Genomic DNA, 26,902 nt, shown 5'->3' with positions numbered 1-26,902 from the left:
TTAAAAACAAAAAACGGACTCATTAAGAGTCCATTTTTTTCTGCCGCTTAGTCATTGATTGAGGTCTATTGGTTGGATGAAAAATGGTCGTCCACTTATTCAACGCATAAAGCACGTAAGGTATCAGGCAAGTATTGATCAGGTCATGTAGGCTTGCCTTTATGTCTACCATTCCTAATGCAAAAAAGCCTCTAGGTCTAATGATATGGCGGTTGTCTAAATATTCACCCAATAAAGCAATGCAAGTCACGACGATTAAAGCCATGAATGACCTAATACCTTGCTTTTTAATGACAGGAAATAGCACAATTAGACAAAGCAGATAAACGCCGACGCCAACATAGATATGCAAAGCATCTTTTGCCAGTCCAGTTATTTCAATAATATCGATTTTAAAGACGGTAAAATCCACTTGTGTTTCCGTACATAATAGCTAGTAACAGCTTAAATAATAAAAAAGTGAGTGACGCTTTTGCCAACCCACCTTACCTTTTAATTCAGTATTTTAGTTATAGTTAAAATATCTCAAAAACGCTACAGTGCTGCTGGTATAAATTTTTCGCAGCCTCTGTCTGCGTAGGCACAGCAAGCAAGAAAAATTAATATCAGCAGTACTTGATTTATCGATATTACTTTTCTCTGACTATATATCTACTAAATATCCCAATCTACAAAATTCTTTAATAGCTGCAAGCCTGCGGTATGGCTTTTTTCTGGATGAAATTGGGTGGCAAATAAGTTGTCTTGCAAAATACTGGCACAAAACGGCTGACCATAATCGCAAATAGCAGCCACTTGTGAGCTATCGGCAGGCTCGCAGTAATAGCTGTGCACAAAATAAAAGTGCGAGTTGTCCTCGATGCCGTTCCATAATGGGTGAGCAAAATCCATACCACTAATAGTATTCCAGCCCATATGCGGTACTTTTATCTGTGCGCCTTTTTCATCTTTCCATGCTGGATCAAAAGCGGGTACTGTACCATCTAAGATACTCAAACAGGGCGTGCCACCATTTTCAGCAGACTGCTCAAACAACGCCTGCATGCCAACACAGATAGCCATAACAGGCTTATTAAATATTGCCTGACGTATGACATCATCAATACCTGCCTCATGCATGCCAGCGATACAATCACGCATGGCACCAACACCTGGGAAGAAAATCTTATCGGCAGCGGCAACGACTTTTGGATCATTGGTGATAGAGACTTCCGCCCCGACCGCTGACAATGCTTTGCTGGCTGAGTGCAAATTACCCATACCATAATCTAATAGTGCAATTTTTGTGGCACGACTCATCTAAAACGCCTCTTTGGTCGACGGCAAGGTATTTAGCGCGCGCTCATCGTATTCACATGCCATACGTAGCGCACGCGCAAAGGCTTTAAAAGTAGATTCTATTTGGTGATGACTGTTTTTGCCTTTTAGATTATCCAAATGCACGGTCATCCACGAATGATTGACGAAACCGTAGAAAAATTCACTGAATAAATCGACATCAAACGTTCCAACATGCGAGCGCGTAAAAGGAATGTCCATATGCAGACCTGGACGACCGGATAAATCAACAACCGCACGCGTCAATGCTTCGTCTAGTGGCGCATAAAAATGCCCATAACGACGGATACCTTTTTTATCACCTAATGCTTTGTTAAATGCTTGACCAAGCGTAATGCCGGTATCTTCGACACTGTGATGATCATCGATAAAAGTATCGCCCGTACATTTGATGTCTAAGTTAAACAATCCGTGACGCTTGATTTGGTCAATCATGTGATCCAAAAACGGCACGCCAGTGTCCACAGTACCTTGACCCGTACCATCAAGATTGACCGTACAGATCACTTGGGTCTCAGCAGTAATACGCTCAACAGTCGCGATACGTTCAGGGCGACCATGTAAATTTAGTTTTTGCGTAGGATGTTGCTCAGCTGTATTGGGTGTATTGGCTGTCGTCATTAAATTGGCGGTCATGGCTACTCTCTATTCATTAAAAGCGGTCAATAAAATAGGGCAAAAAAGCGCCCAATACCTGTTCATTAGCATCTAAATCGTTTTATAACAGAAAAAACTATAGTCAGTTCAAAATAAAAGCGATACGATTGTAATAACGTCCTATTGGCTATAATTTTTTCTTGCTTGCTGTTCGCAGGCGTGACAGAGGCTGCAAAAAATTTATAGCCAATAGCACTGTATCGTTCTTAAAATGAATCGACTATATAAGCAGGGGCAGTGTTTATGTCAAATATCAGAGACCAAAACATTGGTTTTACACTTTGAGGACACGGCCTCGTCTCATCATAGCAAACCCTACCATTTACTGCCATGACCAAGCAGTAAACCACGCACAAAATTATCTCATTCTGCTAAAATAATCGCTTCAGTTTTATCAATCATGACCTTTGCTGATTCTATTATGCCTTGCTGTATCAAATTATAGGAATTGAACATGCCTTTAGAAGCCATTGCCATCAATAGTTTGGATGCGCCGCTTATCAAAAAGCCTGCTCGTGAAAACGAATTAGCCGAGCGCTTAGAGGCGCTCTATGACACCGATGATAGCCAGCCTAATGGTGCTGAGGTATTGGCTATTATTGAACAAGGGTTTAAACGTGGTCAAACGCTATATGTCGGGATGTTTAATGACAAACCTATTGCCGCAGTTGGCTGCTTTGATGATGGGCAAACCGATACCAAACGCTTGCAATACCTCACCGTACATCTACAAAATCGTGGTCGCGCGATTGACGCCAAATTTATCAAACTGGTCTATGATGCTGAAGTTAAAAAAGGCGTACGTGCATTTGTTCCGGTCGATGCCGATATCCATCGTATTATGAGCGAGTACGAGCTACTGCGCGTCAAGGATTAATTTTAGCCTAAATAGGCTTATTTCGATGAATCGTTCATTATTTTTGCTCTTTTATCACCTATAATGCAAAAACCTCTTGACAGTAAGCGCTATATTTAGTTTAATAGCGCCTCAACGAAGACGGCTCGATAGCTCAGTCGGTAGAGCAACGGATTGAAAATCCGTGTGTCGGCAGTTCGAACCTGCCTCGAGCCACCATTCGTTTAAAGCATTCTAAAAAGCCTCAAACATTTATGTTTGGGGCTTTTTTTATGGCTCATTAATGGCTCACTTCTATTAATACTCACTTTCACCGATCTATAACATATCTATGCTACATTTAAATCGTGTAGTCTCTTTATACTAAGGCATCTATGGACAGCCGATAGGTAAAATAATGAGAGAATTTGATTATGACTTGGATTATAAGAATCTAGATTTGCGTATGCAGCCTGAGCTGTACCGTGTCGGTCGCGGTGAACAAGGTGTATTATTGGTAGAGCCTTATAAGTCTGAGATATTGCCGCACTGGCGCTTTGCTACTCCAGAGATTGCGCTTGAGAGTAGCGATACCATTTATCAGATGTTTTTGGATTATCTGGCAGCAGATGACTTTGTCGGAGCCGATATGGCACGCAAATTTATCCAGATGGGTTTTACCCGCGCCCGCCGCTATGCCAATCATAAAGGCGGTAAAAAATATAAAGGGGCCGTCCCTACTGATAAAAAAGGTCAAAGCGGTGCGCATGGACGTGAAGAGCTGCCACGGCAAACCGAGGATCCTATCAAAGCAGAGTCGGCACGTATTTTTAAAGAAAAATGGGACTTGTGCCGTGAAAATAAAGATTATTTAGCGATGAAAGCTGAACACCGCGAGCGTTACAAAGAGATTGAATAGGCGAGTAGAATTAAGACTTGCTGATTGCTTATGTTATGGTAATCACCATTAAGCGAATACTAATAAAAAATGCAGCACATTTAACGGGCGGAAATAATGGATAAGCAACTTTTAATTTTTGATTTCGACGGCACTCTTATTGATAGCGTACCAGATTTGGCTGATGCAACCAATGCAATGCTAACGACCCTTGGCAAAACGCCCTATCCTCTCGACAGCATTCGTAACTGGGTTGGTAATGGCTCAAGAATGCTTGTTGAGCGCGCTTTGGTAGGTAAGATAGAGGTTTTAGAGGGTGAATTAGCCAAAGAAGCCGTCGACCATGCTGAGCAAGTGTTTTTTGATGCTTATAGCAAAATGGGCGGCAGTAAAACCGTCGCCTATCCAAACGTGGATAGTGGGCTAAAAAAACTACAAGCCGCAGGGTATAAGCTGGCATTGGTCACCAACAAGCCGATTCGTTTTGTGCCAAAAATACTACAATCCTTTGGCTGGCAAGATTTATTTATTGAAGTACTGGGCGGTGATAGCTTGCCTAGCAAAAAACCAGACCCTGCGCCGTTATTGCATGTCTGTAAAGCGTTGAATATTAATCCAGAACAAACAGTGATGATTGGTGATTCAAGAAACGATATCTTAGCAGGGCAAAATGCCAATATGGATACCCTTGGGTTGTCTTATGGCTATAACTATGGGCAAGATATTCGTGAGCTTAATCCTACCGAAGCCTTCGATGACTTTGCGTCTTTGGTGGACTATCTTTTAAAGAGTTAGCCTGCAAATATAGTCAGTCTTAAATAAAAGAAGTACAAAAATTATAAGGTGCTACTGGTATCAATTTTTCTTGCTTACTGTGCCTACGCAGACAAAGGCTGCGAATAATGAACCCCAGTAGCACTGTATTCTTTTAAAAGTGTATCTATTATATTGGATCTCAAAACTATTATTTGCTACGATAACTCAGCGCTTCAGATAAATGAACGCTGGTAATATCGACACTGTCGGCAAGGTCTGCAATCGTTCGTGCAACGCGTAATACTCGATGATAGCCGCGAGCAGATAAATTTAGGCGTTGCTGAGCAAGCTGTAATAGTTGTTGCTCGCCTTCTCCTAGCTGAATATATTTATCAATCTCACTAGGATTGAGCTCATTATTGACCTTGTTTTGCCGTATTAACTGACGATTATGTGCTGCAGATACTCGAGTACGTACTTGCTCGGAGGTTTCTCCCGCCTGAGCATTTTGTAGATCCGCAATCGGCAATGCCGGTACGGTAATATGTAAATCAATACGATCAAGTAGTGGTCCTGATAATTTATCTTGATAGCGTTTAATCTGCTCCGGTCGGCAGCGACAACGCCCAGAGCCATCGCCATCATAGCCACACGGGCACGGGTTCATCGCCGCCACCAGTTGAAAATTTGCCGGAAAAGTCATCTGCGAGTTGGCACGGCTAATGGTAATCTGCTTTGCCTCTAATGGCTGTCTTAAGACTTCCAATACCGTACGATCAAATTCAGGTAATTCATCAAGAAATAATACGCCCTTATTGGCAAGGGTAATCTCACCCGGTTTCGGGCGCGAACCCCCACCGACCAATGCCACCGCTGATATGGTGTGATGAACTTGCCTAAAAGGGCGTGTGCCATAATCATAATCACTATCGGCAACCGAATACGTACTGGCAACCTCTAGCGCATCTTCTGCACTCAAATCTGGCAAAATCGTTGGCAGGCGTGATGCCATTAAAGTCTTACCCGAACCCGGTGGTCCTGTAAATAACAGCGAATGACCACCTGCTGCGGCAATCTCTAAGGCACGACGCGCATGATGTTGACCCTTTACATCCGCCAAATCTACTTGATAGCCTATATGCTGCTGGGTAGGGCTTGGCTCTACTGCCGCTAAGCGCTCATCCGAAAGACTGCTATCGGTAAGTGACTGCAAGTGATTGCATACAGCTTTTAAATTTGTCGCGGCCAATACGGTGATGCCATCGACGCGACTTGCTTCTGCCCCGTTGATAGTTGGGACAATCAATTGCCTTTTGACTGATATCACCTGCTTATTACCTTCTAAAATTTGCTCTGCCAACACCTCAGCTTTTATTGCCCGTGCGACCGCTAAGCTACCGCTCACTTGGCGCAGCTCACCATTGAGTGCCAACTCACCAATAAACTCAAATCCTGCTAGCACCTCTGGATCTAACTGATCACTGGCTGCCAAAATACCGATGGCTATAGGCAAATCAAGACGAGCACCGTCTTTAGGTAAATCGGCGGGCGCTAAATTAATCGTCAAGCGTCTATTAGGAAACTGAAATCCAGAATTGAGTATCGCTGAGCGCACTCTATCCTTACTCTCACGTACCGCCGCTTCAGGTAAACCTACAATGGTCAATGCCGGCAACCCTTGTGACAGATGTACTTCAATAATCACCTTGGGTGCATGTAGTCCGACGACTGAACGAGTATAGACTTGAGCAAATGACATGAGCCCTTCCTAATATAGATATTTATCGATAATAGAGCATTATCAATAAGTGCGCAAATGTTGCGTATTTATTTGTTTGGTTTATTCACTAGCGTAGACGTTTGAAATTGTTATATGATTGAGAAATGCTTTTTGTTTATCTTATTCATCAAATTTCTATAGGTTTTACGTATATTTTGATGTTTTAATTGACATCATGATTAACCATTGAAAAGCCTGACGATTAATAAACCTAAACAATAAAAAAGCATGAGCAATAAAAGGAATTTATTGATCGTTTAAAGCATGTTGGATGATTCTCTGCTACAGCTTTAAATAATACCAATTAACCATGGATGGGTAAGCTTATGAGCATCAAAGTGCTTAATCGGCGTGTGTATACACTTACGCTATTAACGGCGGCAGTCTCTCTAGGACTGCTCAGCTGTTCAGATAGTAATAATAGTTTCAACGATCAAGTCGTCATTCCTCCGGAAGTTACTCCTCCTGAATATGCTGCAGACATTCAACGTACTGAGTTCGGTATTCCTCATATCACTGCCAAAGACTATAAAGGCTTGGGCTACGGTGTAGGTTATGCCTTTGCCGAAGATAATTTTTGTTCACTAGCGCGTGAAGTTGTCGTTGCTAGAGGTGAAAGCCTGCTTTATTTAGGTGCTCAAGGTAACGAAGGAAGTGACGTTTTTTACACGTGGTATAACACTCCCGCTAGGCGTGCTGAATTTTTAGCAGCGCAAGACCCTGAAACTATCGATGCGGTCACAGGCTATGCTGCAGGATTTAGCCGTTATCTACGTGATACAGGTGTGGCTAATATTGATCCTGCTTGTGCCAATGCCGAATGGGTACGTGAGATCACGCTAGATGATTTGTTGACGGTTTATGGCAAAGCCAACTTACGTGGTGGACTCTCTAACTTCGTCAGACAAATCGTAGACACAGCTCCCCCAGTGTCAGGTATCGTCATGGGTAGCTCTAGAATGAGTAGCCCTGAACCTATAGCAGAGTCGGATGAAAAATTCGATATGACGACTATCAATGTATTAGATGGCGGTAGTAACGCTTATGCCTTTGGTAGTGAAGTAACAGGTACTGATAGTGGCGTGATGTATGGCAATCCGCATGAACCATGGGAAGGCGTACAGCGTTTTTATGAGTTCCATACCACAATACCAGGTGAGCTTGACGTTATGGGTTCGGCTCAGCAAGGGCAACCTTTTATCAATATCGGCTTTAATAAAGACGTGGCTTGGAGCCATACGGTATCGACTGCTAAGCGCTTTACGCTTTATCAGCTTAGTCTAGTCAAGGGTAATCCTTTTAAATACAACTATGTCAACAGCGCAGGTGTGGTTGAACAACGTGACATTGAAACAGTTCCAGTCACTATTAAGATGCCAAACAATCAAACAATGACTCGAAACATATATGTTTCACAATATGGACCAATCTTAAACGCTAAACTACTCAATGGTGGTTTACCAGCATGGGGTGATGCTAATAACGTCGTTTATACTATCCGTGACGCGGCCTCTGAAAACCCAAGAGCACTTAATCAGTGGCGCAGTATGAATATGGCCACCAGCGTTGAGGATCTCGTCGATAGAATGCAAAACATTCTAGGCCTAGGGTTTGTCAATACCATTGCTACTGATCGTAACGGTAAAGCGCTTTATGCTGATATTTCAACCGTACCTAATGTCACTAGAGAAAAGTTAGCAGCTTGTAGTGCTAACGCTGGAGCTGCTCTTCCTCTGCTGATTGCCTCAGACTTACCTGCACTTAATGGTAGTACTGCTGCCTGTGAATGGGGTAATGATGCTGACTCTCCGCAAGCGGGGATTTTTGGTGGTTCAAACTTACCATTCATAATACGTGATGATTATGCCCTTAATTCTAACGACAGTTATTGGCTCAGTAATGCAGAACAACCATTAACTGGATTCTCACCACTACTACAACGTAATTTAGTATCTTTCGCTGGAGTATCAACTCCTGAAGCCACTCCCTTGTCATTGCGAACTCGCATGGCGTTTACGCAAATCTTGGATCGATTAGATAATAAAGATGGTTTAGGTGGAACTACTTTTAACATAAAAAATATGGAAGAAGTTGTCTATGGTAATCGTAGTTATGCGGCTGAACTGGTACTCAATGATGTAATAGATAATTGTAAAGAACTTCCTATATTACCTCTGACTGGCGGTAGTACTATTGATGCCACTCAAGCATGCAATGTCTTAGCTACTTGGGATCGTCGTAATAACCTTGATAGCAAAGGCGCTCATATCTTTAGAAAATTTTGGACCAACCTTCGTGTTAGTGGACTTACTAATGCAGGATTCAGAACTCCTTTTAACGAAGCCGATCCAGTGAATACACCACGTGATCTAATCATTAATGAGAACACGCGTAGAGCATTAGGTGATTCAATTGCTTACTTTAATAGTAAAAATATCGCGCTTGATGCCCCATTAGGCAGCTTGCAGTTCGTTATTGATGCGGGCAAAAACGGTGAGAAAATTCCTATGCATGGTGGCTTTGGTCCTGAAGGTGTCTTCAACGTCGCAAGCTCAAGTCAAAACAGCGATGGCACTTATGGTCCAGTGACCAATGGTCCAACTTATATGCAATCAGTAACATTTGATAATAAAGGACCAGTAGTAGAAGCGCTGTTGGCTTATTCACAAGCCTCAGATACGACGCGCCCTTACCACCGTGATCAGACGCGCCGCTACTCAGCTAAGGACTGGATTCGTCTGCCTTTCAGCGCTGGTGAAATCTCTAAACAAGCCGTTGGCAATAAGATTCAATTAAGAGAATAGCAGCAGCGAGATTTATAACAATAGTAAAAAAGACTTTAGGGCAACCCTAAAGTCTTTTTTACTACCTAACCATACAACCTTATGGGTATAGTCAGAGAAAAGTAATCTCGATACATCAAGTACTGCTGATATTAATTTTTCTTGCTTGCTGTGCCTATGCAGACAGAGGCTACAAAAAATTTATACCAGCAGCACTGTAGCGTTTTTGAGATATTTTAACCATATATACCAAAGTCATTGTCCATGCCACTATAAGCTGTGATTTGTTATACTAGCCATTACTTATTTCAATCGCTTTTTTATTGGCTTTCTTGAGAAATATAGCTATTAGCAAAGCCATATACTTGTTGAGCAAAATGGCGATTGATACAGTCAAACGAGGAATCTCGCATGTCAGAACAACTTGATATCAATAGCACACCTGAGCACGCCATCAATGCAAGCGAGCAGCCTACCACGGTGCGTCCTGTTATGCAGCCGGACAATCCCTATGCCAGTACTCGTGGCAGCATCACCAGCAAACAGCTGCCAGCATTCGATCAAGATATCATTAATAAGTATAATCGTTCCGGACCGCGCTATACCTCCTATCCAACTGCTTTAGAGTTTTCTCCGTTACCAGAAGGGCTTGAAACAAAAATCCTCCAAGAGCGCGAAGCCCATGCGCCGTTATCGCTTTATTTCCATATTCCATTTTGTCGTCACCTTTGCTATTACTGTGCTTGCAATAAAATCATCATCAAAAAGAACAGCGATGCGGGCGATTACTTAGCGTATTTGATGGCTGAAATTAAGCACAAACGCAGCTTATTGACGTTACCAGAAAACAGCAAAAAACCCTTGGTTAAACAGCTACATTTTGGTGGTGGCACCCCAACTTTCCTGCAAGATAATGAGTTGATACAACTGTGGGATTTTTTGCAGACCCAGTTCGAGTTTTTGCCGGAAGACCAAGGTGATTACTCTATCGAAATTGACCCACGGGAGCTCAGTGGTGAGACGTTAAAAGTATTGCGCAACCTTGGCTTTAACCGCATCAGCTTAGGCGTACAGGATTTAGACGAGACTGTACAAATCGCGGTCAATCGTGTCCATTCAGCAGAGCTTATTGAAAATGTATTAAATGAGGCGCGCGAATTAGGCTTTCATTCTATCAATGTCGATCTAATTTATGGTTTACCACATCAAACGCCAGAAACCTTTGATAAAACCATACGCCGTATTATCGAGATGTCACCAGATCGCTTGTCGGTATTTAATTATGCTCATCTGCCTGAACGCTTTAAGTCTCAACGTCAAATCAAAGAGGACGATTTACCTACTCCATCTGCTAAGCTCACGATGCTCGGTAATACCATCAACACTTTAACTGAAGCCGGTTATCAATATATTGGTATTGACCATTTTGCCAAACCTGATGACGAGCTTGCCGTTGCCCAACGTGAGGGCAAGTTGCATCGTAATTTTCAGGGTTATACCATCATGGGCGATTGTGATTTATTGGGCTTTGGTGTGTCTTCTATCAGTCAAATTGCCAATGCTAATAACAGCTATATCCTACAAAATCACACCGATTTGCAAGTATATAAAGACACTATCGATTTGGCACGTAATAATCCTACTATCATGCCAGCGGTTAACGTGATTAAAACCTCCATCAAAGATCGCTTACGTAAGTACGTGATTATGAATTTATTATGTCATGATTATATGGATTTTAGAGACATCAATCAGAAATTCGGTATCGATGCCATTACCTACTTTATTCATGAGATTCAACAGCTTGGTGAAATGCAAGAAGACCGCTTGATTGATATGGATGCTGCTGGCATTCGTGTGTTACCAAGAGGTCGCTTATTGGGTCGCAACGTCGCCATGATATTCGATGAATATCTGGATAAAAAACATAAAGACCGCTTCTCAAAAGTTATTTGAATAATGAAATTATAGGCTAAGATTTTCAACATTAAAAAAGACCTCGATTGAGGTCTTTTTTTGGTCAGCGATAAATATTATAACTTATAAATCATTATCCATATCTATTCAGTCGGCATCACAAGATACAGTCGATTGGCATCCTCTATGGTTTTTTCTTTATCTAGGTATTTTTGCTCAACGGTGCTTGTTGCATTGATTATCTCTGTATCTGTTATCGCAAAATCATCATCATTGAGCAAACCTAACGAGCCATCTTGCCGTAACCATAATCCTTCAAGCTTATCATGTGGATAATCTAGCGTAGCAAGCACATCGACGACCAAGGTTTTTTTAACAGGCTTGATAGTCATAGTTTCAAGTAGTTGCCAGTTTGCATCATTTTCTGCTATCAATTGCTCAAGCGTTTGACCATCAATAGTCAAACCAAAAGTGTCATTTTGTTGGATGATATGTGGATTATCAGCACTGGTAATGGTTTCAATATCTGTCGCCTGAGAGATATCTATTTTATAAATGAGTTTTTTTGCAGAGTCATCCTGTAGTGGAAACTTGCGGTCATGCTCAATAAGATAAAATTCATGCTCATTGATAGCGACTATCCCTGACGCCACGTGCTCTGCAATATCAAGACGATATAAATATTGTGCTATCTGACCTGAGATTAGGTTAATAGCAACGATACGCACCAAACTAGAGCCACGACCCGATTTGTCGGGATTGTCCATAGAAGATTCCATGATACCTACAAGCGTAGTCTGGTCAGGCGTAATGGTTAATGCTTCCATGCCACGATTGGCGCGGCGCTTGGTAAACTCCGTCGGTAATAATACCTGCTTACCATTAATAATCACGTTATTGCGTTCATCATGGGCAAAAGGATTGATACGGGCAATCTCTACCCCATCCGCGTCATAGTGAACGAGATGTGGACCATATTCATCACTGATCCAAAAGCTGCCATCTTTGAGCGCGGCAAGTCCTTCGGGATCTAAGCCATTGATATCGCTTTTAACAGGATTGGTCACTTCATCAAAAGGTAAATCTGGGTTCACCGTCATCGGTTGAGCATTAATATCATAAGGTACTTCATTGGTGCCGCCAAAGGCTTTTGGATTCGGTAGTCCAGAGATAAGATTGCCATTGCTATCTTTAAGCAATATCTCTTTTACCTTGATGATTTTTCCGTCAGCTTGCAACTCAAACAAGCCAATAGACGGCGTATAATCGGGCACTAAAAACTGCTTACCTTTACCAGCAATACCGTCAAAGTCGGCATTGGGACCTCGATCGGTAAGCACGTAGAATTGAGTGGCATTGCTTGGATGCGCTGCGGCGTCCGAGCCATAACCACCACCGCGAATCTCTAATTTCTGCTCAGGATAGGCGGCATTGATGTGCGTCGCATCAAGCACGCTATACGGTAACGGGCAACCTTGTGGGAAATCCTCTATTGAGATTATTCCTGTATTTAGCTTTTGCTCAGTCATGATCGTTGACATTGTTATTTTCCTTATTTATAGTCAAAATACTCTAAAAACGCTACGGTGCTGCGGGTATAAATTTTTTGCAGCCTCTGTCTGCGTAGGCACAGCAAGCAAGAAAAATTGATACCCGTAATACATAATGTGTCGATATTACTTTTCACTGACTATAGGTATTTTTATTGCTTAGAAAACGATATTTCACGCGAAAAGAATCATCAAAAAAAGTATGAGTAAATTCGGTTCCAAAAAATAGCCAGCGCGTTAGATACTCACTGACTATTTTTAAGCATTAAATTTATAGCATATGATTAAAGGGTGGTGATTTAAACCTTGAGCTTATCACCGACCATGCCTTTTACTGTACTTAGAATGTCAGCGGGTAATACCACCATTTTTGAGTTATCGGACTCAGCCAGCTGACGAATCGCTTTAATATACTGCTCGCCCAGTAAGTAGACAATCGGCATCTCTTCCGTACCCATCGCAGCAGTAATCAGACGGATAGATTCTTCTGAGCCTTTTGCCAGTACCACCTGCGCCTCAGCGTCACGGCGTGAGGCTTCTAAACGCCCATCTGCTTCTAAGATAGCTGCTTGTTTTTGACCATCAGCACGGGTCACTGTCGCTCGGCGTAGTCGCTCGGCGGCAGCCTGTTCTTCCATTGACGCTTGCATCGTCTGCGAGGGGTTAATATCTTGAATCTCTACTGTCTTTAGCGTGATACCCCAATCGGCAATATCTTCTGAGATGGCATGCTTTAGCTTCATTTTTATTTCATCACGGTTAGATAAGGCACTATCAAGATCCATCTCACCGATGATTGAACGTAAAGACGTCTGTACCAGATTACGGATACCATACTCATAATCTTCGATGCCATATACTGCTTTATCAGGGCGGATAATATTAATATAAGCCACAGCATTAGCGATAATAACGACGTTATCTCGGGTAATGACTTCTTGTGAGGGAATATCAAGGACGATGTCTTTAGTCGTGACTTTGTAAGAAACATCATCGACATAAGGGATGATAAGATTTAGACCTGGCTCTAACGTTTGGCTATATTTACCTAAACGCTGTACCACCCATTTGTACCCTTGTGGCACGATTCGCACACCTTTAAATACGGTAAATACGACCAGTGCAACCAAAACCACCATGACAATACTAAAGCTTTCCATAATTCATCCTTATTATTATACGTGCGTATTTTGGTTCACAGCTGCCTTCGATGTCATACTACTCACAATCAGCTCGTTACCAACGATATCTGTTACCACCACTCGATCACCGACTGCCACTTGCTCACCTCGGGTACGGCACATCCATTCAGCGGCACCCACAATAGGCACACTAAAGCGCACCATGCCCGCTCTATCTGGCTGCGGCTGCACAATAATCATACCCGTTTCACCAACGATCACACTGCCGCCAAGTCCAGCTTTGGTACGATCAACGGATAAAGGCTTAATAAACTTAAACCATGCCAACAAAAATATAGCGGAAAGGAGTAACCAGATAATAATTTGTACCGATACCGAAACAGGCAGCAACCATGCAAGCGCAGCCACTATGATAGCAGCGGCACCAAACCAAAGGCTTGCAAAGGTTGGCACAAACATCTCGACAATCAGTAGCAAAAAGCCCAATACCAACCAATGCCAAGGCTCAATCATCCAAAGCATCTCCATCATCGCTATATTCCCTATTTTTGCTATTCTAACTTCCAATGTAGCACATTTCCTTACCTGAAAACGCTCTAAAAACAATATCTTGAAAACAATGCTTTAAGAGCAATGCTATAAAAACCGTTTTCTTAAATTAACCCTACACCTTCACTCTCAGCTTAATAAAAATGCCAATGCGTTATTATTCTATAAATATTTAAAACAAAAAAAACGACCACATTAAGTGATCGTTTTTTATTTTATGACTTCATAGCGATAATTTTAGAATTTAAAATGTGCACCTAATGTGACGCCGCTTGCATCAAAGTCATCACCATCGCCTAAATCGATTGATGGATAAAAGTTATACATAGCTTCTGCAGAGACCATAGGAGTAAAGTTATAACCTAAACCTAAACCGCCTGCTACACCTGTATCAGATTCACTGAAACTTTCATTAAGGCTAGAAGAGATTTTATTAGTTACATCTACATTTACTTCATTTTTTGCAAAACCTAAACGACCTTTAGCATATAAGGCAGTCGTTGGAAAGGCATAATCGTATGTCGCATAAAGACCTAAAACATCAGCACTATATTCTGCTTTCTCAACAGCATCTTCAAATACATCTGTGTCGCTGGTTGTTAAATACTCAGCTTCTACTCCAAACTCTGGTGTAAACTTATAACCACCATAAACACCATAAGAGGTCGCGTCATCAATGTCATCAGCATCATCAATGTCAGGGCTGTACTGACCAACTTTTGCACCGATATATGGCTGTCCGGCGTAGTTAACTGCTGCTTGAGCACTAACACTTAATAAAGAAGCAGTTGCTAACGCTAATACTGTGGTTTGTAACATTTTCATTGGATTCCCCAAATTTGTTTAGTTGGTACTGAGCTTGTATGTAGACTATTTTTCACCAAAAATCATCTCGCCTACAGATGACGGCGGTATAGTAACAGTATTATCTGTTATAGAAAACAATTGTTTTGTATAACAGATAATACTGTAAAAAAACGACCACTGAAGTGATCGTTTTTTTATCTAAAGAACTTAGCTACTAATTCTATTATTAGATAGCAGTCAACCTATACTGGTAAACTTAGAATTTTAAGTGCGCGCCAACTGTAAGTAGTTTGGCATCAACATCACTATCCATCATGGCATATTCGCCTTCGATACTCATGTTAGGATTAACCATGTAGCCTAGTCCAACGCCGCCAGCGATGCCTGTGTCACTAGTAGAATCTGATACTCTAACTGTACCAACAGTATAATCACCTTCTACTTCAGTTTTGGCAACGCCTAGTTTACCTTTGGCATAAAGTGCGGTGTTTGGAAACTGATAACGGTACGTACCGTATGCCCCGTAAGTTTTTGCGTCAAGGTCGCCGCCTCTGTAATCGGCGTCATCTGAACCGACATACTCAGCTTCAATACCAAAGTTAGGATCAAAATTGTAGCCTGCATATACGCCATATGCGGTTGGATCATCAGCGCCGTCAACGTCTAAATCAAATTGACCGACTTTAGCACCAACGTATGGTTGACCAGTATAGCCGTTACCATAAGAAACGGCAGCTTGTGCACCAACGCTTAGTAATGAACCGGCTGCTAATGCAATTAGAGTTTTCTGTAGAGTTTTCATGTGTATCTCCTTAAAATCACTGTGGACAAACAAGTTATGTATTTATGTGGACTTTTTAGTCATATCGCCTTGTTTGCTAACGATGTATACATAGTAACAAATCATGTCAAAAACTCTGTCAGTGTTTAATGGTAAGAAAGTTAAGTTTTGCAAGTGTTTATCAGTGTTCAAGTTACAAATACCGATATATGAAATCTTTTGTTACAACCACTCAGTTTGTGCAATAATCCGTACTTATTCCAAAGCTTATTTATAGAATCATTAAACTTAATTAGCGAAAATAGCTCTTAAATAAAAGGATAGCAATGACTGCTCTTATTATCAATCATCTGCAAGAGTCGCTCAACGCGCTAGTGACAGCAAATCAATATCGTCAAATACCTGATTTACAACATCATGGACGATACGTGCTTAGTGAAGGGGCGCGATTACTCAATATCGCTAGCAACGACTATCTAGGTTTGGGCAGTAATAAGCAACTACAAAGCGAGTTCCTTAATCAACTAAGTCAATCGCCGGTCGATAATATTCCTAGAATGAGCGCCACCTCCTCTAGGCTCTTGACAGGTAACGATGAACATCTGCAAGCATTAGAGTCCGAACTACAAGACTGGTATCAAAACGCTGTAGAAAAGCAAAATCTATCTTCATCAAAATCGGTATTGGTATTCAACAGCGGCTACCATGCCAATATAGGTATTTTGCCCGCACTAACGACATTGCCAATCAAAACTTTAATTTTGGCAGACAAATTGGTGCACGCTAGTATTATCGACGGCATACGCCTAAGCCAAAGTAAGCTGGTCAGTTATCGTCGTTACCGTCACAACGACTATGAACATTTAGCCAAATTTATTGAGCAAGCAGACTTGAGCTTTGAGCGCATTATTATTGTCACCGAAAGTATTTTTAGTATGGATGGTGACTGTGCTGACTTGGCTCAATTGGTACAACTAAAAGCAAAAGATGCTCGTATTGAGCTATATGTCGATGAAGCCCATGCCATCGGCATCTTAGGTAATACAGGTTTGGGTTTGGCAGAGGAAACCCAAACACTGGCTGACATTGATTATCTGGTCGGGACTTTTGGTAAAGCTTTTGCCTCCATTGGCGCTTATATCATGTGTGATGAAGTCGTCAAACAATGGCTGATTAATCAGATGCGTCCTCTTATTTTTAGCACCGCCTTGCCACCCATCAATCACGCATGGACACGTTTTATTTTAGCGAAAATACCAAGCTTAACGGAGCAGCGTCTTCATCTCGCGCAGTTGTCTACGATGATAAGTACTGCTATTCCAGAACCCTATCGTATCTCAGCAACCAATCAAAGTTCAGCTTATCACTCTCCTATCGTGCCTTACATATTAGGTGATAATGCACTCACTATCGCAAAGTCAAAGCAGCTACAAGCAGCAGGGTTTTATGCCTTGCCTGTCAGACCGCCAACCGTCCCTGCCAATACTGCTCGTATCCGCTTGGTGATGAATGCAGCACTGAGCTCTGATGACTGTCAGCGACTGATAGCGCACTTATAATGCTATTATTCTTTAATGAATGATTCATTCTAGCGATAATCGACTTATTTGGATTTAATAAACAATATGAAAGCTCCTACTCTACCTGATACCTCTAGCGCAAGAAAACAAGCCATCGCACGGCATTTTGCTACTGCTGACGATTATGACCAGCATGCCAAGATTCAACAGCAAGTCTGCCACCACTTACTAGACAATATCGCTCATACCGAGCAGAAAAGCGTATTAGAAATCGGTGCCGGCACAGGTCAGATGACACGCTTATTGGCAGCAAATATTCAAAGTCAGCACTGGATTATTAATGAGCTATGTTCTGAACGGAAAGCGATATTACAATCGATAGTACCGACCGCCAAGATACTGATTGGTGATGCTGAAAGCATTCAATTATCCACAGATTTTAACTCAATAAACCCCAACCTGATAGAGCATAGCCTAATAGTCAGTGCCAATGCGGTACAGTGGTTTGATAAGCCTTTGAAATTTATAACGCAATCAGCCCAGTATTTACAAGCAGGTGGGCAATTAGTCTTTAATACTTTTACGCCAGATAATTTTTTGCAAATTAAGCAACTAACGAGTCAAGGGCTGCACTATCCAGCTATCAGTGAGTGGCAATCAGCATTAGAAGACGCTGGGTTCGAGAAGATTGAACTGTCGACCCAACGCTTTGATGTACCTTTTGCCAATCCCTACGCCGTCCTTACGCATATGAAACTGACTGGGGTATCAACCAATCAAACGCAAGAGCAATCAAATAATGGTAAGCCTTTTACATGGACCAAGGCACGCCTAAAACAATTTGAGCAAGACTATTGGCATCACTTCTCAGAATCAGATAACAATGAGCAGTACCATGTTAATTTAACTTATGATGTGCTGATCGTGAGTGCTTTTAAAGCATAAAAAAACGCACCCCGAAGGATGCGTTTTTTATTTAACCACTTAACTTAATAGCTTAGCAGTAGAATTATTTTTTATCGTCTTCTACTTCCGTGAACTCAGCATCGACCACATCGTCGTCTGCTTGGTTGCTCTCGCCTGCATTATCCGCACCTTGTTGGAACTGGTTTGGATCCATACCCTCGCTACCCGCGCCTGCATCAGCATAAATCTTCTGGCTAACTGGTAAGAAGGCATTGTCTAATGCTTCAAGCTTGGCTTTGATCTCTTCATGATCATCTTCTTTCGCCGCTGCTTCAAGCTCAGAGATGGCCGTTTCTACTGATGATTTTTCATCATCAGATACTTTATCTGCGGCATCTTTTAACGCTTTTTGTACGGCATGGATACGACCATCTGCTTCGTTACGCACTTGCGCTAAATTGGCGAACTTCTCATCTTCAGCCGCATTGGCTTCAGCATCACGAATCATTTGTTCAACTTCTTCATCAGACAAACCAGAATCCGCTTTAATTTGGATACTTTGTGCTTTACCAGTACCTTTGTCAGTCGCTGAGATATTCATGATACCGTCAGCGTTGATGTCAAAGCTTACTTCAATTTGTGGCAAACCACGTGGTGCTGGTGGAATGTCCGTTAAATCAAAACGACCCAGCTGTTTATTTTGGTTTGCAATTTTACGCTCGCCTTGATAAACCTGAATGCTAACCGCTGGCTGGTTGTCTTCAGCCGTTGAGAATACTTGTGATTTCTTAGTCGGAATCATGGTGTTTTTCTCAATGATTGGCGTCAAGATGCCACCCATGGTTTCGATACCTAGCGTCAATGGTGTCACATCAAGTAGCAATACGTCGGTTTTTTCACCAGACAATACCGCGCCTTGAATCGCTGCACCGGCTGCTACTGCTTCATCAGGGTTCACGTCTTTACGTGGCTCTTGACCAAAGAACTCTTGTACTTTTTGCTGCACTAAAGGCATACGAGTCTGACCACCAACTAAGATGACATCATCAATATCGCCGATTTTTATGCCTGCATCTTCAAGGGCAATCTTACAAGGACCCATCGTACGTTGTACTAGCTCTTCAGTTAAGCTCTCAAGTTTTGAGCGGCTGATAGTGACCACCAAATGCTTAGGACCAGTACTATCAGCAGTGATATACGGCAAGTTCACTTCAGTACTTTGGGCACTTGATAACTCAATCTTCGCTTTTTCTGCCGCTTCTTTTAGACGCTGCATCGCAAGAGAGTCGCCTTTTAGGTTGACGTCTTGGTCTTTTTTGAATTCAGCAACTAAGAAATCAATGAGCGCTGAGTCAAAATCTTCACCACCAAGGAATGTATCACCATTGGTCGCAAGCACTTCAAACTGCTGCTCGCCATCGACATCAGCAATTTCGATGATGGATACGTCAAAGGTACCACCACCTAAGTCATATACAGCAACGGTGCTATCGCCTTGCTTTTTATCCATACCATAAGCAAGAGCGGCGGCAGTTGGTTCGTTGATGATACGTTTTACATCAAGACCGGCAATTTTACCCGCGTCTTTTGTTGCTTGACGCTGTGAATCGTTAAAGTAAGCAGGTACGGTTACGACGGCTTCAGTAACCGTTTCACCAAGATAGTCTTCTGCTGTTTTTTTCATCTTTTTCAAAATTTCAGCAGAAACCTGTGGTGGTGCTAGTTTTTTACCGTTAATTTCTACCCATGCATCACCGTTATCGGCTTTGGCGATTTTATAAGGCACCATACCGATGTCTTTTTGCACAACTTTGTCATCAAAACGACGACCAATCAAACGCTTGATAGCAAAAAGCGTATTATTTGGGTTAGTAACCGCTTGACGCTTGGCTGACTGACCGACAAGGATCTCGTCATCTTTATAAGCGACAATTGAAGGGGTGGTACGCGTACCTTCAGCATTTTCGATGATTTTAACTTTATCACCTTCCATTACTGCGACACATGAGTTGGTTGTACCTAAATCAATACCAATGACTTTACCCATACTGAATTGCTCCTAATTTATTTTTAAATAAAATTTTATTGCATCAGACCGTCGATCACTAGATCGTAGTCGGTCACTTGTTGCTTTATATCGGTTTGCTTATGTATTTTTTCAAGTCGCTAACCATGCAAATAATGCCTTTTGTGTGATTTTTTGTCAAAATCCCCACTAATAATAAGGTTTAGCACAGTTAAAGACTGAATATCTTTTGCCTATATACTCGATGACCATTTAGGACTACGTTGGCGACGTTATATGCTTAACATACTATCGCTTTAACGGCTGTCCTACTACTGACCGACACGTACCATCGCCGGACGTAATAAACGTCCATTTAAGCTGTAGCCTTTTTGTAAGACTGTACCCACCGTATCAGCTGGGGCATCAGCGTCGATACCGACCGCTTCATGAAAATCAGCGTTGAATTTCTCGCCTTGTGGCTCAACCACTTCGACGCCGTTTTTGTTCAGCACATCTATTAATGCTTTATGTGTCAGTCTCACGCCTTCAGTAACAGGATCGTCTGCATTGGCGTTCTCAATCGCACGCTCCAAGTTATCGACCACTGCTAACAACTCTTTGGCAAATTTCTGTAGTGCAAAACGTTTGCTCTTATCCGCCTCTTGCTCTATGCGCTTTTGCGCGTTATAGGTTTCGGCATTGGCGCGGGCGGTATTTTCTTTGGCTTGTTTAACTTCGCCTTCTAGCTCGGCGATACGGGCTTTAAAAGTATCAATATCAATGTCATTTTCGATGACACTTTCTTCGCCAGCGTTATTTTGTGGGTCAAACTCTTTTAAGGTTTCTTCTAAGATACTCTCATCGTGTGAAACATTGTCATGTGAAACATTTTTCTCAATCGATTCATGGTTGTTATTTTGCTCGCTCATGATAGCTCCTTGATAGCGTCATAGTTTAATCGTGTCATAGTTTAATAGTTTAATAGCGTCATAATGATGATGGAATATAGCACACAAAAAATTGGCGCATCGCTCGCCACTGTGTGTTTATTACTAATGCATTTACTCACGATTCATAGGCTTATACTGCCTACTTCACCTTTATTACTGGTTTTTTATATAACTATATGTAATCACCGCTCAATAGCTGCTTGATAAAGGTTATGAAGGCAAATTTCAAGCCTAATATAAAGAATTTTTCTCACCAATGAGAAACCCTAGCTAAATAAAGGATAAAAAGCCCGATATTCATCTAGTCTGTATACATACTGTTGGTCTTTATTGACTGTAAATATGCAGTTACGCCAACAAAAGGTACAAAAAGTCGTCATTTATTCCCAATCATTTACGCTTTGTACCCAAACTATTACCAAAGCATACTCAACTTAATTGCTAATTATTTTATGATTACTATAACTACAATTGGTTAAATAATAGTCAACACGCATTTGCCAAATATCAGCAACATACTAACAGTGAGTATTGACAACTAATAAATACTCACCATGATTTCTAAGAGGTGTTATGTCTCATTCAACAGTATTATCAGTCAACACCTTACTAAATAAAGCGGTGAAGACCCTAAACCTTATGTCATTTGGACAAGATAAGGGCCATAAAAGCACTGATATTAATACATCAGATGAAATGATTGATATTGATATTGACGATTTTACTTCGCAAGATAGTCGCGACGACAAATGCTTATCGATCAAAGAAAAGATACTCGATCACCATCTGATGACCAACTATCAGCCGCATCTACTGCACTATGCCATAAAGAGCTTTGGCTGCTTACCTACGCCTGTCCTAGAGAGCTTGATAAAGTACTTAGATGGTCCTACTGCAAAGCAATATTTGCAAGTCGATGCTCATCTGCGCTTGATACTTGCAGTTAATAGCAAGCTAAAAATACCTTTACAGCTGATAGAGATGACTGAGCTGCGTAAACGCTTTGCAACAGATGCGGTCGCCTTGCAATCTCCAAAAGTATGGCAGCAGAATTCTGATAGTTTTTTTAGCAATTTGAAGCAGTTTCATAAGAACGGGGATGGTGCTATCAGTTGGCAAGACAAAACGATTGCCAATGCCGACGACGGTGATATGACCATTCGCTGTTATCAAAATGAGACATCTGATAACGGTTTTGGCTTTAAAAAAGAGCAAAATAACAATCCTGATGAGACCGTGTTACTGTTCTTTCATGGTGGGGGGTTTTGTATTGGTGACCTCGATACCCATCATGAATTTTGTCATACTCTTTGTGAACAGACGGGCTGGCCTGTCGTCAGTGTTGATTATCGCTTAGCACCTGAACACCCTGCCCCTACTGCTGTAAGAGACTGTATCGCGGCTTATGCATGGTTGGCCGAACACTGTGAAGAATTTGGTGCTTTGCCATCACGTATCGTATTGGCAGGTGATAGTGCAGGTGGTGGATTATCTACGTTGATGGCTCAACAAATTATTAGCCCAAATGAAAACGCTTGGTTAGATCTAGGTGATATCGGTCAACAGACCTATGATTTATTGCAATGCTTGCCACATCCTATGGCACAAATGCCTTTATATCCTGTGACCGATGTCGAGACCGATTATCCAAGCTGGGCGTTATATGGTGAAGGCTTATTACTCGACCATGCCGACGTTGCCGTTTTTGATGCCGCTTGTTTAGATAACAGTCCGTTACCGCGCCAGCATATTCTGACATCACCGATGCTTGGAGACAATCGACACGTTTGTCCCAGTTATATCGTCGCTGCAGAACTGGATGTCTTGCGTGACGAAGCGTTTGCTTATGCCAATCAACTAAAGAGTTATGGCGTAGCGGTACAGACTCATACAGTCCTTGGCGCACCGCATGGCTTTATTCACTTTATGAGTGTTCATCAAAGACTGGAGCAAGAAACTCAGCATATCATCACAGGCTTTGCTAGCTTTGTGCGTGAAATCATAAAAACACGGGCACTATTGAGCGCATAATTGCATCTTTACTGTTTCAATGCTTATTGATATCAGATTTGAGTACCTATATTAGTACCTATAAGATTGATTATCCAAATCTCAGAACGGGATCCTAGTCGAAACGGTATCCCCCAAAACCCATAGCCTGAGGACACCACAAAATGTCCTTCGCCGATGGCTTCATAACCATAACCCAAACGGTTAATCGCGTTGACGATAAAATTTACGGGAAATATTTGACCATTATGGGTATGTCCTGATACTTGTAAATCTATTGGCAGCTGACTGTGTTCGAGGATAGCGCTGGGTCTGTGATCTAAAAGAATCACGGGCTCAGCGCTAGTCACTTGTGCTAGCAGCTCACTTGTTGCGACGCGCTGATGCTTGTGATTATCGAAGCGTCCCATCAGCCAGACCACTTCTCCTTGATGGTTTAAGTGCGTTACTTCATCATTTAATAACTGCACGCCCGCCGCGCGTAAAGAGTCGCTGATGGGCTGCTCATGACCATATAAATCATGATTGCCCAACGTTGCATAGACACCGTATGGCAAGCTGGCGACAAGTTTTGCCAAGCTGTCTTTCATATTATAAGTGTTAAATGCCTGTGTATTGTCATCCATGATATCGCCCGGCATCAATAAGATATCGGCTTGGTGCTTGCTCAGCATGATACGCAGCCGCTCAATAGCCTTATTACCAAATAGTCGACCTAAATGTAAATCACTGGCGACCGCAATCCGCAGTGGGTTTTTTAAAGGCTTATGAATCGTAATAGAAAGCTCACGCACCACGGGAATATAAGCGCTATATAGAGAATATACAAACAGCGCTATAAAAAACAGCAGCGCAAAAGTACGTAAGCCAATAGCAATCATCTCTGAGTGATCAATCGTGCTATCAAGCAGGGGTATTAAAAGCCAAAACCCTCCATATATTACACCGGTCGCTACCGCGGTCAGCATGATGAAGTGCATCACCAACATCCAACCGCTCATCCAGCGATAGCTATTAGCAAGTAGCTTGGTGATGCTCAGCAACAATAAAACATGGGTGATTAAAAACACCCCTATCCATACCGCAACCGATGTAGTCGTCGAACCTATCCAAGGCTGCAGCCACCACTGCAAGCTAAGTGCGGCGCCCATACTAAAAAGCTCTAGCAGTGCAATAATGGTGAGAATAAAGGCGTAACGCATGAGGATATCCTTGAGCAAGATTTGGGCACTAGTTAACTGCTATCTTTTCTATTTTGAGTTAATCTACTTAATAACAATGCATTAAAACTTATTAGGTCGATTGCAAAGTAATCAGCCAAATCTCAGAACGTGTCCCAAGCCTAAATGGCACCGCCCCGATACCATACCCTGACGTGACCAAAAACTGGCTGCCATTTACCTCTTTAAAGCCATAAATCAAAGGTGTAAACCATTTTAATAACACGGTCAAAGGGAATATTTGTCCGCCATGGGTATGCCCTGATAAATGTAAATCAACAGGTAAACCTTTTATTTCCTCTAAAGCGTCAGGGCTGTGCTCCAAAAACAGCACAGGTTTATCAGTTTGAATGTCACTCATCAAATCTGCTGCTGCAGGACGCTTAGGGTCTGTCGCATCTGAACGCCCAACCAATAATACCGCATCATTTAGCCAGATACTTTTATTATCAATCACTTGTATGCCGGCGCGCTCAATCGCTTTGGCAATCGCAACTTCATTACCAGAGTAATCATGATTACCCAAAGTTGCATAGACGCCAAGCGGCGCTTTCAATTTTGATAAATGCTGATGCATATTGGTTTTATCATAGGCATCCGTAGAGTCGTTCATCACATCACCGGCGATAAGCACCACATCAGGACTTTGCTCATCTATTAGCGCAACCATTTTATCTATTTGCCGATTACCAAACCATCTGCCCAAATGGGTATCAGAAACTAAGGCGATTTTCATCGGTTTAGCTAAGTTTTTGTTCGTTTTTACTGCCAAATGATGGACGACTGGAGCATAGGCATTAAATACTGCCAAGCTTATAATCCCTATGTAAACAGCGAATGCAAACCCACGAATGGCTACGTTATTGAGTTTCCGTTTAAAAAACCGAGTATAAATAATGGCAATGATAGCGGTGACCAAGCCAGCATAAAGCATAAAGCCTTGCAAAATACTGATAACCAGATAGACATGAAAACGCTCGCGCCAGAACTCACTCAGCCCGTAAATAAGAAAAATATTATTAATCACAAAAATACTGAGGATTAAGCTGATACGACTAAAGCGCTGTTTTGGGTTGATTAACCACCAGAATATCATGCTACTTATAACCGAGAGTAGTTGCGTACCTATTATAAAAAACAACATAATAAAATTTAACCAGCCAAAGACGCACGTATATTACGTCAATATTCTTACCTATTAAAGACAGAGTCTTTGTTTATTGAAACCTGACGACATTTATAGTCAGAGAAAAGTAATATCGATACATCAAGTACTGCTGATATTAATTTTCCTTGCTTGCTGTGCCTAGGCAGACAGAGGCTGCAAAAAATTCATACCAGCAGTACTGGAGCGTTTTTGAGATATTTTAACTATATGTACTTATGCTTTTATATAAATCGAAAAAGCGGATTGTTTCACATGAAACAATCCGCTGCCTTAATTTAAAAAGTGACTACAAACAGTTTTTTTATAAAGCCTGATTTGATAATATTTATTTTTCGGCTGTTTGCTGCTCCAAGGCTTGTTTAAGCGTTTGATGTTTAAACTCAAAGCCAGCATCAAGCAAGGCTTGCGGCAATACCTTTTGACCATCAATAAGTAGCGTCGACATTTCACCAAATATTAGCTTAAGGAAAAAAGCTGGTAAGGTAAAAAAGGTTGGACGATGTAGCCAAGCGCCCAATGCTTTGGTAAAAGTATGATTGGTCACAGGGTTTGGCGCGGTGAGATTATAAACTTTCGCGACTTTATTGCTTGGTGTATGGCGAGCAGTCCGCGTATCTTCATTAACCTGATAAGCGCTATCGTTAAGCTGCTGCTCTATAATAAATATCACCGCGGCGACCCAATCATCACGGCTGATCCAACTCATGATTTGCTTGCCATTACCTAATTGCCCACCGACGCCCATTCTAAAAGGGGTCAACAGCTTACTCAGCATACCGCCCTTAGGATGGATCACCACACCCGTACGCACAATCGCCACAGGTACGCCAAAATCAGTCGCTTGTAGCGCCAACTTCTCCCATTTATCACATAACTTATGAGCAAAATCTTCCTGAAAACCACTGCCTTCGGTCAAAGATTTATCACCTTGATTACCATACCAACCAATCGCTGAACCACTAATGAGTAGTTTAGGCTTCGTGTTGCCACGGGCAATAAATGCCAATAGTGCTTGTGTAGGTTTAAGGCGACTATTAAGCAATTGCTCTTTGCGAGCGTCACTCCAGCGCGCATCAGCAATCCCAGCCCCAGCTAGATTCAAAATCACATCAAAGTATGTATCTGAATTTGCAAGCTCATCATAAGTCATCATCGTGATATCACTAGGATGTGCTTGATGACTATCACGGGTCAGCCAAGTAATATGCACAGGTTTTTTCTGTAGCCGATAACGTGCCATTATCTCTTTACTAAACGTGCTCCCTAAGAACCCTGAACCACCGCTGATTAGAATATTCATTGCTTATTATCCTTATTATTGATTATA

The 26,902-nt window shown here is 41.9% G+C and carries 22 protein-coding genes and 1 tRNA gene; 9 read left to right on the top strand and 14 right to left on the bottom strand.

The window, feature by feature from the left end; translation table 11 throughout:
- Positions 1-22: 22 nt before the first annotated feature.
- The 3 genes from JMW90_RS03210 to hisB all read right to left on the bottom strand — a co-directional run bounded on the left by JMW90_RS03210 (position 23) and on the right by hisB (position 1,974).
- Complete coding sequence (locus JMW90_RS03210) at positions 23-412, bottom strand: hypothetical protein (RefSeq protein ID WP_201561652.1); 390 nt, start codon at positions 410-412, stop codon at positions 23-25.
- Positions 413-654: 242 nt separating this feature from the next.
- Positions 655-1,299, bottom strand: coding sequence for an imidazole glycerol phosphate synthase subunit HisH (gene hisH, locus JMW90_RS03205; protein ID WP_201561651.1), 645 nt, complete (start codon positions 1,297-1,299; stop codon positions 655-657).
- The gene (hisB, locus tag JMW90_RS03200) at positions 1,300-1,974 is read right to left on the bottom strand and encodes an imidazoleglycerol-phosphate dehydratase HisB (RefSeq protein WP_227691841.1); all 675 of its coding nucleotides are present in this window, start codon (positions 1,972-1,974) and stop codon (positions 1,300-1,302) included.
- Between the two features lie 475 nt (positions 1,975-2,449).
- Between hisB and JMW90_RS03195 the strand changes: the two genes are divergently transcribed.
- The 4 genes from JMW90_RS03195 (at position 2,450) to JMW90_RS03180 (ending at position 4,523) form a co-directional block, all read left to right on the top strand.
- Positions 2,450-2,872 carry a hypothetical protein gene (locus tag JMW90_RS03195; protein ID WP_201561650.1) on the top strand — a complete coding sequence of 141 codons (423 nt, stop codon included), beginning with the start codon at positions 2,450-2,452 and terminating at the stop codon, positions 2,870-2,872.
- 122 nt (positions 2,873-2,994) lie between these two features.
- Positions 2,995-3,070 (top strand) — tRNA-Phe (locus JMW90_RS03190).
- A gap of 178 nt (positions 3,071-3,248) precedes the next feature.
- On the top strand, positions 3,249-3,749 hold the full coding sequence (locus tag JMW90_RS03185; RefSeq protein ID WP_201561649.1) for a DUF4385 domain-containing protein: 501 nt from the start codon (positions 3,249-3,251) through the stop codon (positions 3,747-3,749).
- Positions 3,750-3,845: 96 nt separating this feature from the next.
- The gene (locus tag JMW90_RS03180) at positions 3,846-4,523 is read left to right on the top strand and encodes a phosphoglycolate phosphatase (protein WP_201561648.1); all 678 of its coding nucleotides are present in this window, start codon (positions 3,846-3,848) and stop codon (positions 4,521-4,523) included.
- A gap of 169 nt (positions 4,524-4,692) precedes the next feature.
- Here JMW90_RS03180 and JMW90_RS03175 read toward each other — a convergent pair whose 3' ends face one another.
- The gene (locus JMW90_RS03175; RefSeq protein WP_201561647.1) at positions 4,693-6,243 is read right to left on the bottom strand and encodes a YifB family Mg chelatase-like AAA ATPase; all 1,551 of its coding nucleotides are present in this window, start codon (positions 6,241-6,243) and stop codon (positions 4,693-4,695) included.
- Positions 6,244-6,590: 347 nt separating this feature from the next.
- Between JMW90_RS03175 and JMW90_RS03170 the strand changes: the two genes are divergently transcribed.
- Both JMW90_RS03170 and hemN read left to right on the top strand, forming a co-directional pair.
- Entirely contained in the window at positions 6,591-9,068 is a 2,478-nt protein-coding gene (locus JMW90_RS03170) for a penicillin acylase family protein (protein WP_201561646.1), read from the top strand.
- Positions 9,069-9,539: 471 nt separating this feature from the next.
- A complete protein-coding gene (gene hemN / locus JMW90_RS03165) occupies positions 9,540-11,003 on the top strand; it encodes an oxygen-independent coproporphyrinogen III oxidase (protein WP_379607136.1) in 1,464 nt (487 codons plus the stop codon).
- Between the two features lie 104 nt (positions 11,004-11,107).
- On the opposite strand, the gene JMW90_RS03160 is transcribed toward hemN, so the two are convergent.
- The 5 genes from JMW90_RS03160 to JMW90_RS03140 all read right to left on the bottom strand — a co-directional run bounded on the left by JMW90_RS03160 (position 11,108) and on the right by JMW90_RS03140 (position 15,814).
- Positions 11,108-12,493 (bottom strand): esterase-like activity of phytase family protein, encoded by a 1,386-nt coding sequence (locus JMW90_RS03160; RefSeq protein ID WP_201561679.1) that lies wholly within the window; start codon positions 12,491-12,493, stop codon positions 11,108-11,110.
- Positions 12,494-12,813: 320 nt separating this feature from the next.
- Complete coding sequence (locus JMW90_RS03155) at positions 12,814-13,674, bottom strand: SPFH domain-containing protein (protein WP_201551603.1); 861 nt, start codon at positions 13,672-13,674, stop codon at positions 12,814-12,816.
- A 15-nt stretch (positions 13,675-13,689) separates the two neighbouring features.
- A complete protein-coding gene (locus JMW90_RS03150; RefSeq protein WP_201561645.1) occupies positions 13,690-14,187 on the bottom strand; it encodes an NfeD family protein in 498 nt (165 codons plus the stop codon).
- 255 nt (positions 14,188-14,442) lie between these two features.
- On the bottom strand, positions 14,443-15,030 hold the full coding sequence (locus JMW90_RS03145) for a porin family protein (RefSeq protein WP_201561644.1): 588 nt from the start codon (positions 15,028-15,030) through the stop codon (positions 14,443-14,445).
- 238 nt (positions 15,031-15,268) lie between these two features.
- Positions 15,269-15,814, bottom strand: a complete 546-nt coding sequence (locus tag JMW90_RS03140) for a porin family protein (protein WP_201561643.1) — start codon at positions 15,812-15,814, stop codon at positions 15,269-15,271.
- 305 nt (positions 15,815-16,119) lie between these two features.
- On the opposite strand from JMW90_RS03140, the gene JMW90_RS03135 reads away from it, so the two are divergent.
- On the top strand, positions 16,120-17,352 hold the full coding sequence (locus JMW90_RS03135) for an 8-amino-7-oxononanoate synthase (protein ID WP_201561642.1): 1,233 nt from the start codon (positions 16,120-16,122) through the stop codon (positions 17,350-17,352).
- A gap of 66 nt (positions 17,353-17,418) precedes the next feature.
- The gene (locus tag JMW90_RS03130) at positions 17,419-18,258 is read left to right on the top strand and encodes a methyltransferase domain-containing protein (protein WP_201561641.1); all 840 of its coding nucleotides are present in this window, start codon (positions 17,419-17,421) and stop codon (positions 18,256-18,258) included.
- 64 nt (positions 18,259-18,322) lie between these two features.
- On the opposite strand, the gene dnaK is transcribed toward JMW90_RS03130, so the two are convergent.
- Together dnaK and grpE are read right to left on the bottom strand one after the other, a co-directional pair.
- Positions 18,323-20,266, bottom strand: a complete 1,944-nt coding sequence (gene dnaK / locus JMW90_RS03125; protein WP_201561640.1) for a molecular chaperone DnaK — start codon at positions 20,264-20,266, stop codon at positions 18,323-18,325.
- A gap of 290 nt (positions 20,267-20,556) precedes the next feature.
- Entirely contained in the window at positions 20,557-21,156 is a 600-nt protein-coding gene (grpE, locus tag JMW90_RS03120) for a nucleotide exchange factor GrpE (RefSeq protein ID WP_201561639.1), read from the bottom strand.
- 594 nt (positions 21,157-21,750) lie between these two features.
- On the opposite strand from grpE, the gene JMW90_RS03115 reads away from it, so the two are divergent.
- Complete coding sequence (locus JMW90_RS03115; RefSeq protein ID WP_201561638.1) at positions 21,751-23,208, top strand: alpha/beta hydrolase; 1,458 nt, start codon at positions 21,751-21,753, stop codon at positions 23,206-23,208.
- 32 nt (positions 23,209-23,240) lie between these two features.
- Here JMW90_RS03115 and JMW90_RS03110 read toward each other — a convergent pair whose 3' ends face one another.
- The 3 genes from JMW90_RS03110 to JMW90_RS03100 all read right to left on the bottom strand — a co-directional run bounded on the left by JMW90_RS03110 (position 23,241) and on the right by JMW90_RS03100 (position 26,875).
- Positions 23,241-24,389 carry a metallophosphoesterase gene (locus tag JMW90_RS03110; protein ID WP_201561637.1) on the bottom strand — a complete coding sequence of 383 codons (1,149 nt, stop codon included), beginning with the start codon at positions 24,387-24,389 and terminating at the stop codon, positions 23,241-23,243.
- Between the two features lie 91 nt (positions 24,390-24,480).
- Positions 24,481-25,503, bottom strand: coding sequence for a metallophosphoesterase (locus JMW90_RS03105; RefSeq protein WP_227691838.1), 1,023 nt, complete (start codon positions 25,501-25,503; stop codon positions 24,481-24,483).
- 397 nt (positions 25,504-25,900) lie between these two features.
- Complete coding sequence (locus tag JMW90_RS03100; protein WP_201561635.1) at positions 25,901-26,875, bottom strand: TIGR01777 family oxidoreductase; 975 nt, start codon at positions 26,873-26,875, stop codon at positions 25,901-25,903.
- Positions 26,876-26,902: the final 27 nt, after the last annotated feature.

This window comes from Psychrobacter glacincola (genome assembly GCF_904846215.1).
GTDB classification, from domain to species: Bacteria; Pseudomonadota; Gammaproteobacteria; order Pseudomonadales; family Moraxellaceae; genus Psychrobacter; species Psychrobacter glacincola.
This window is presented reverse-complemented; position numbering and strand designations above follow the sequence as displayed.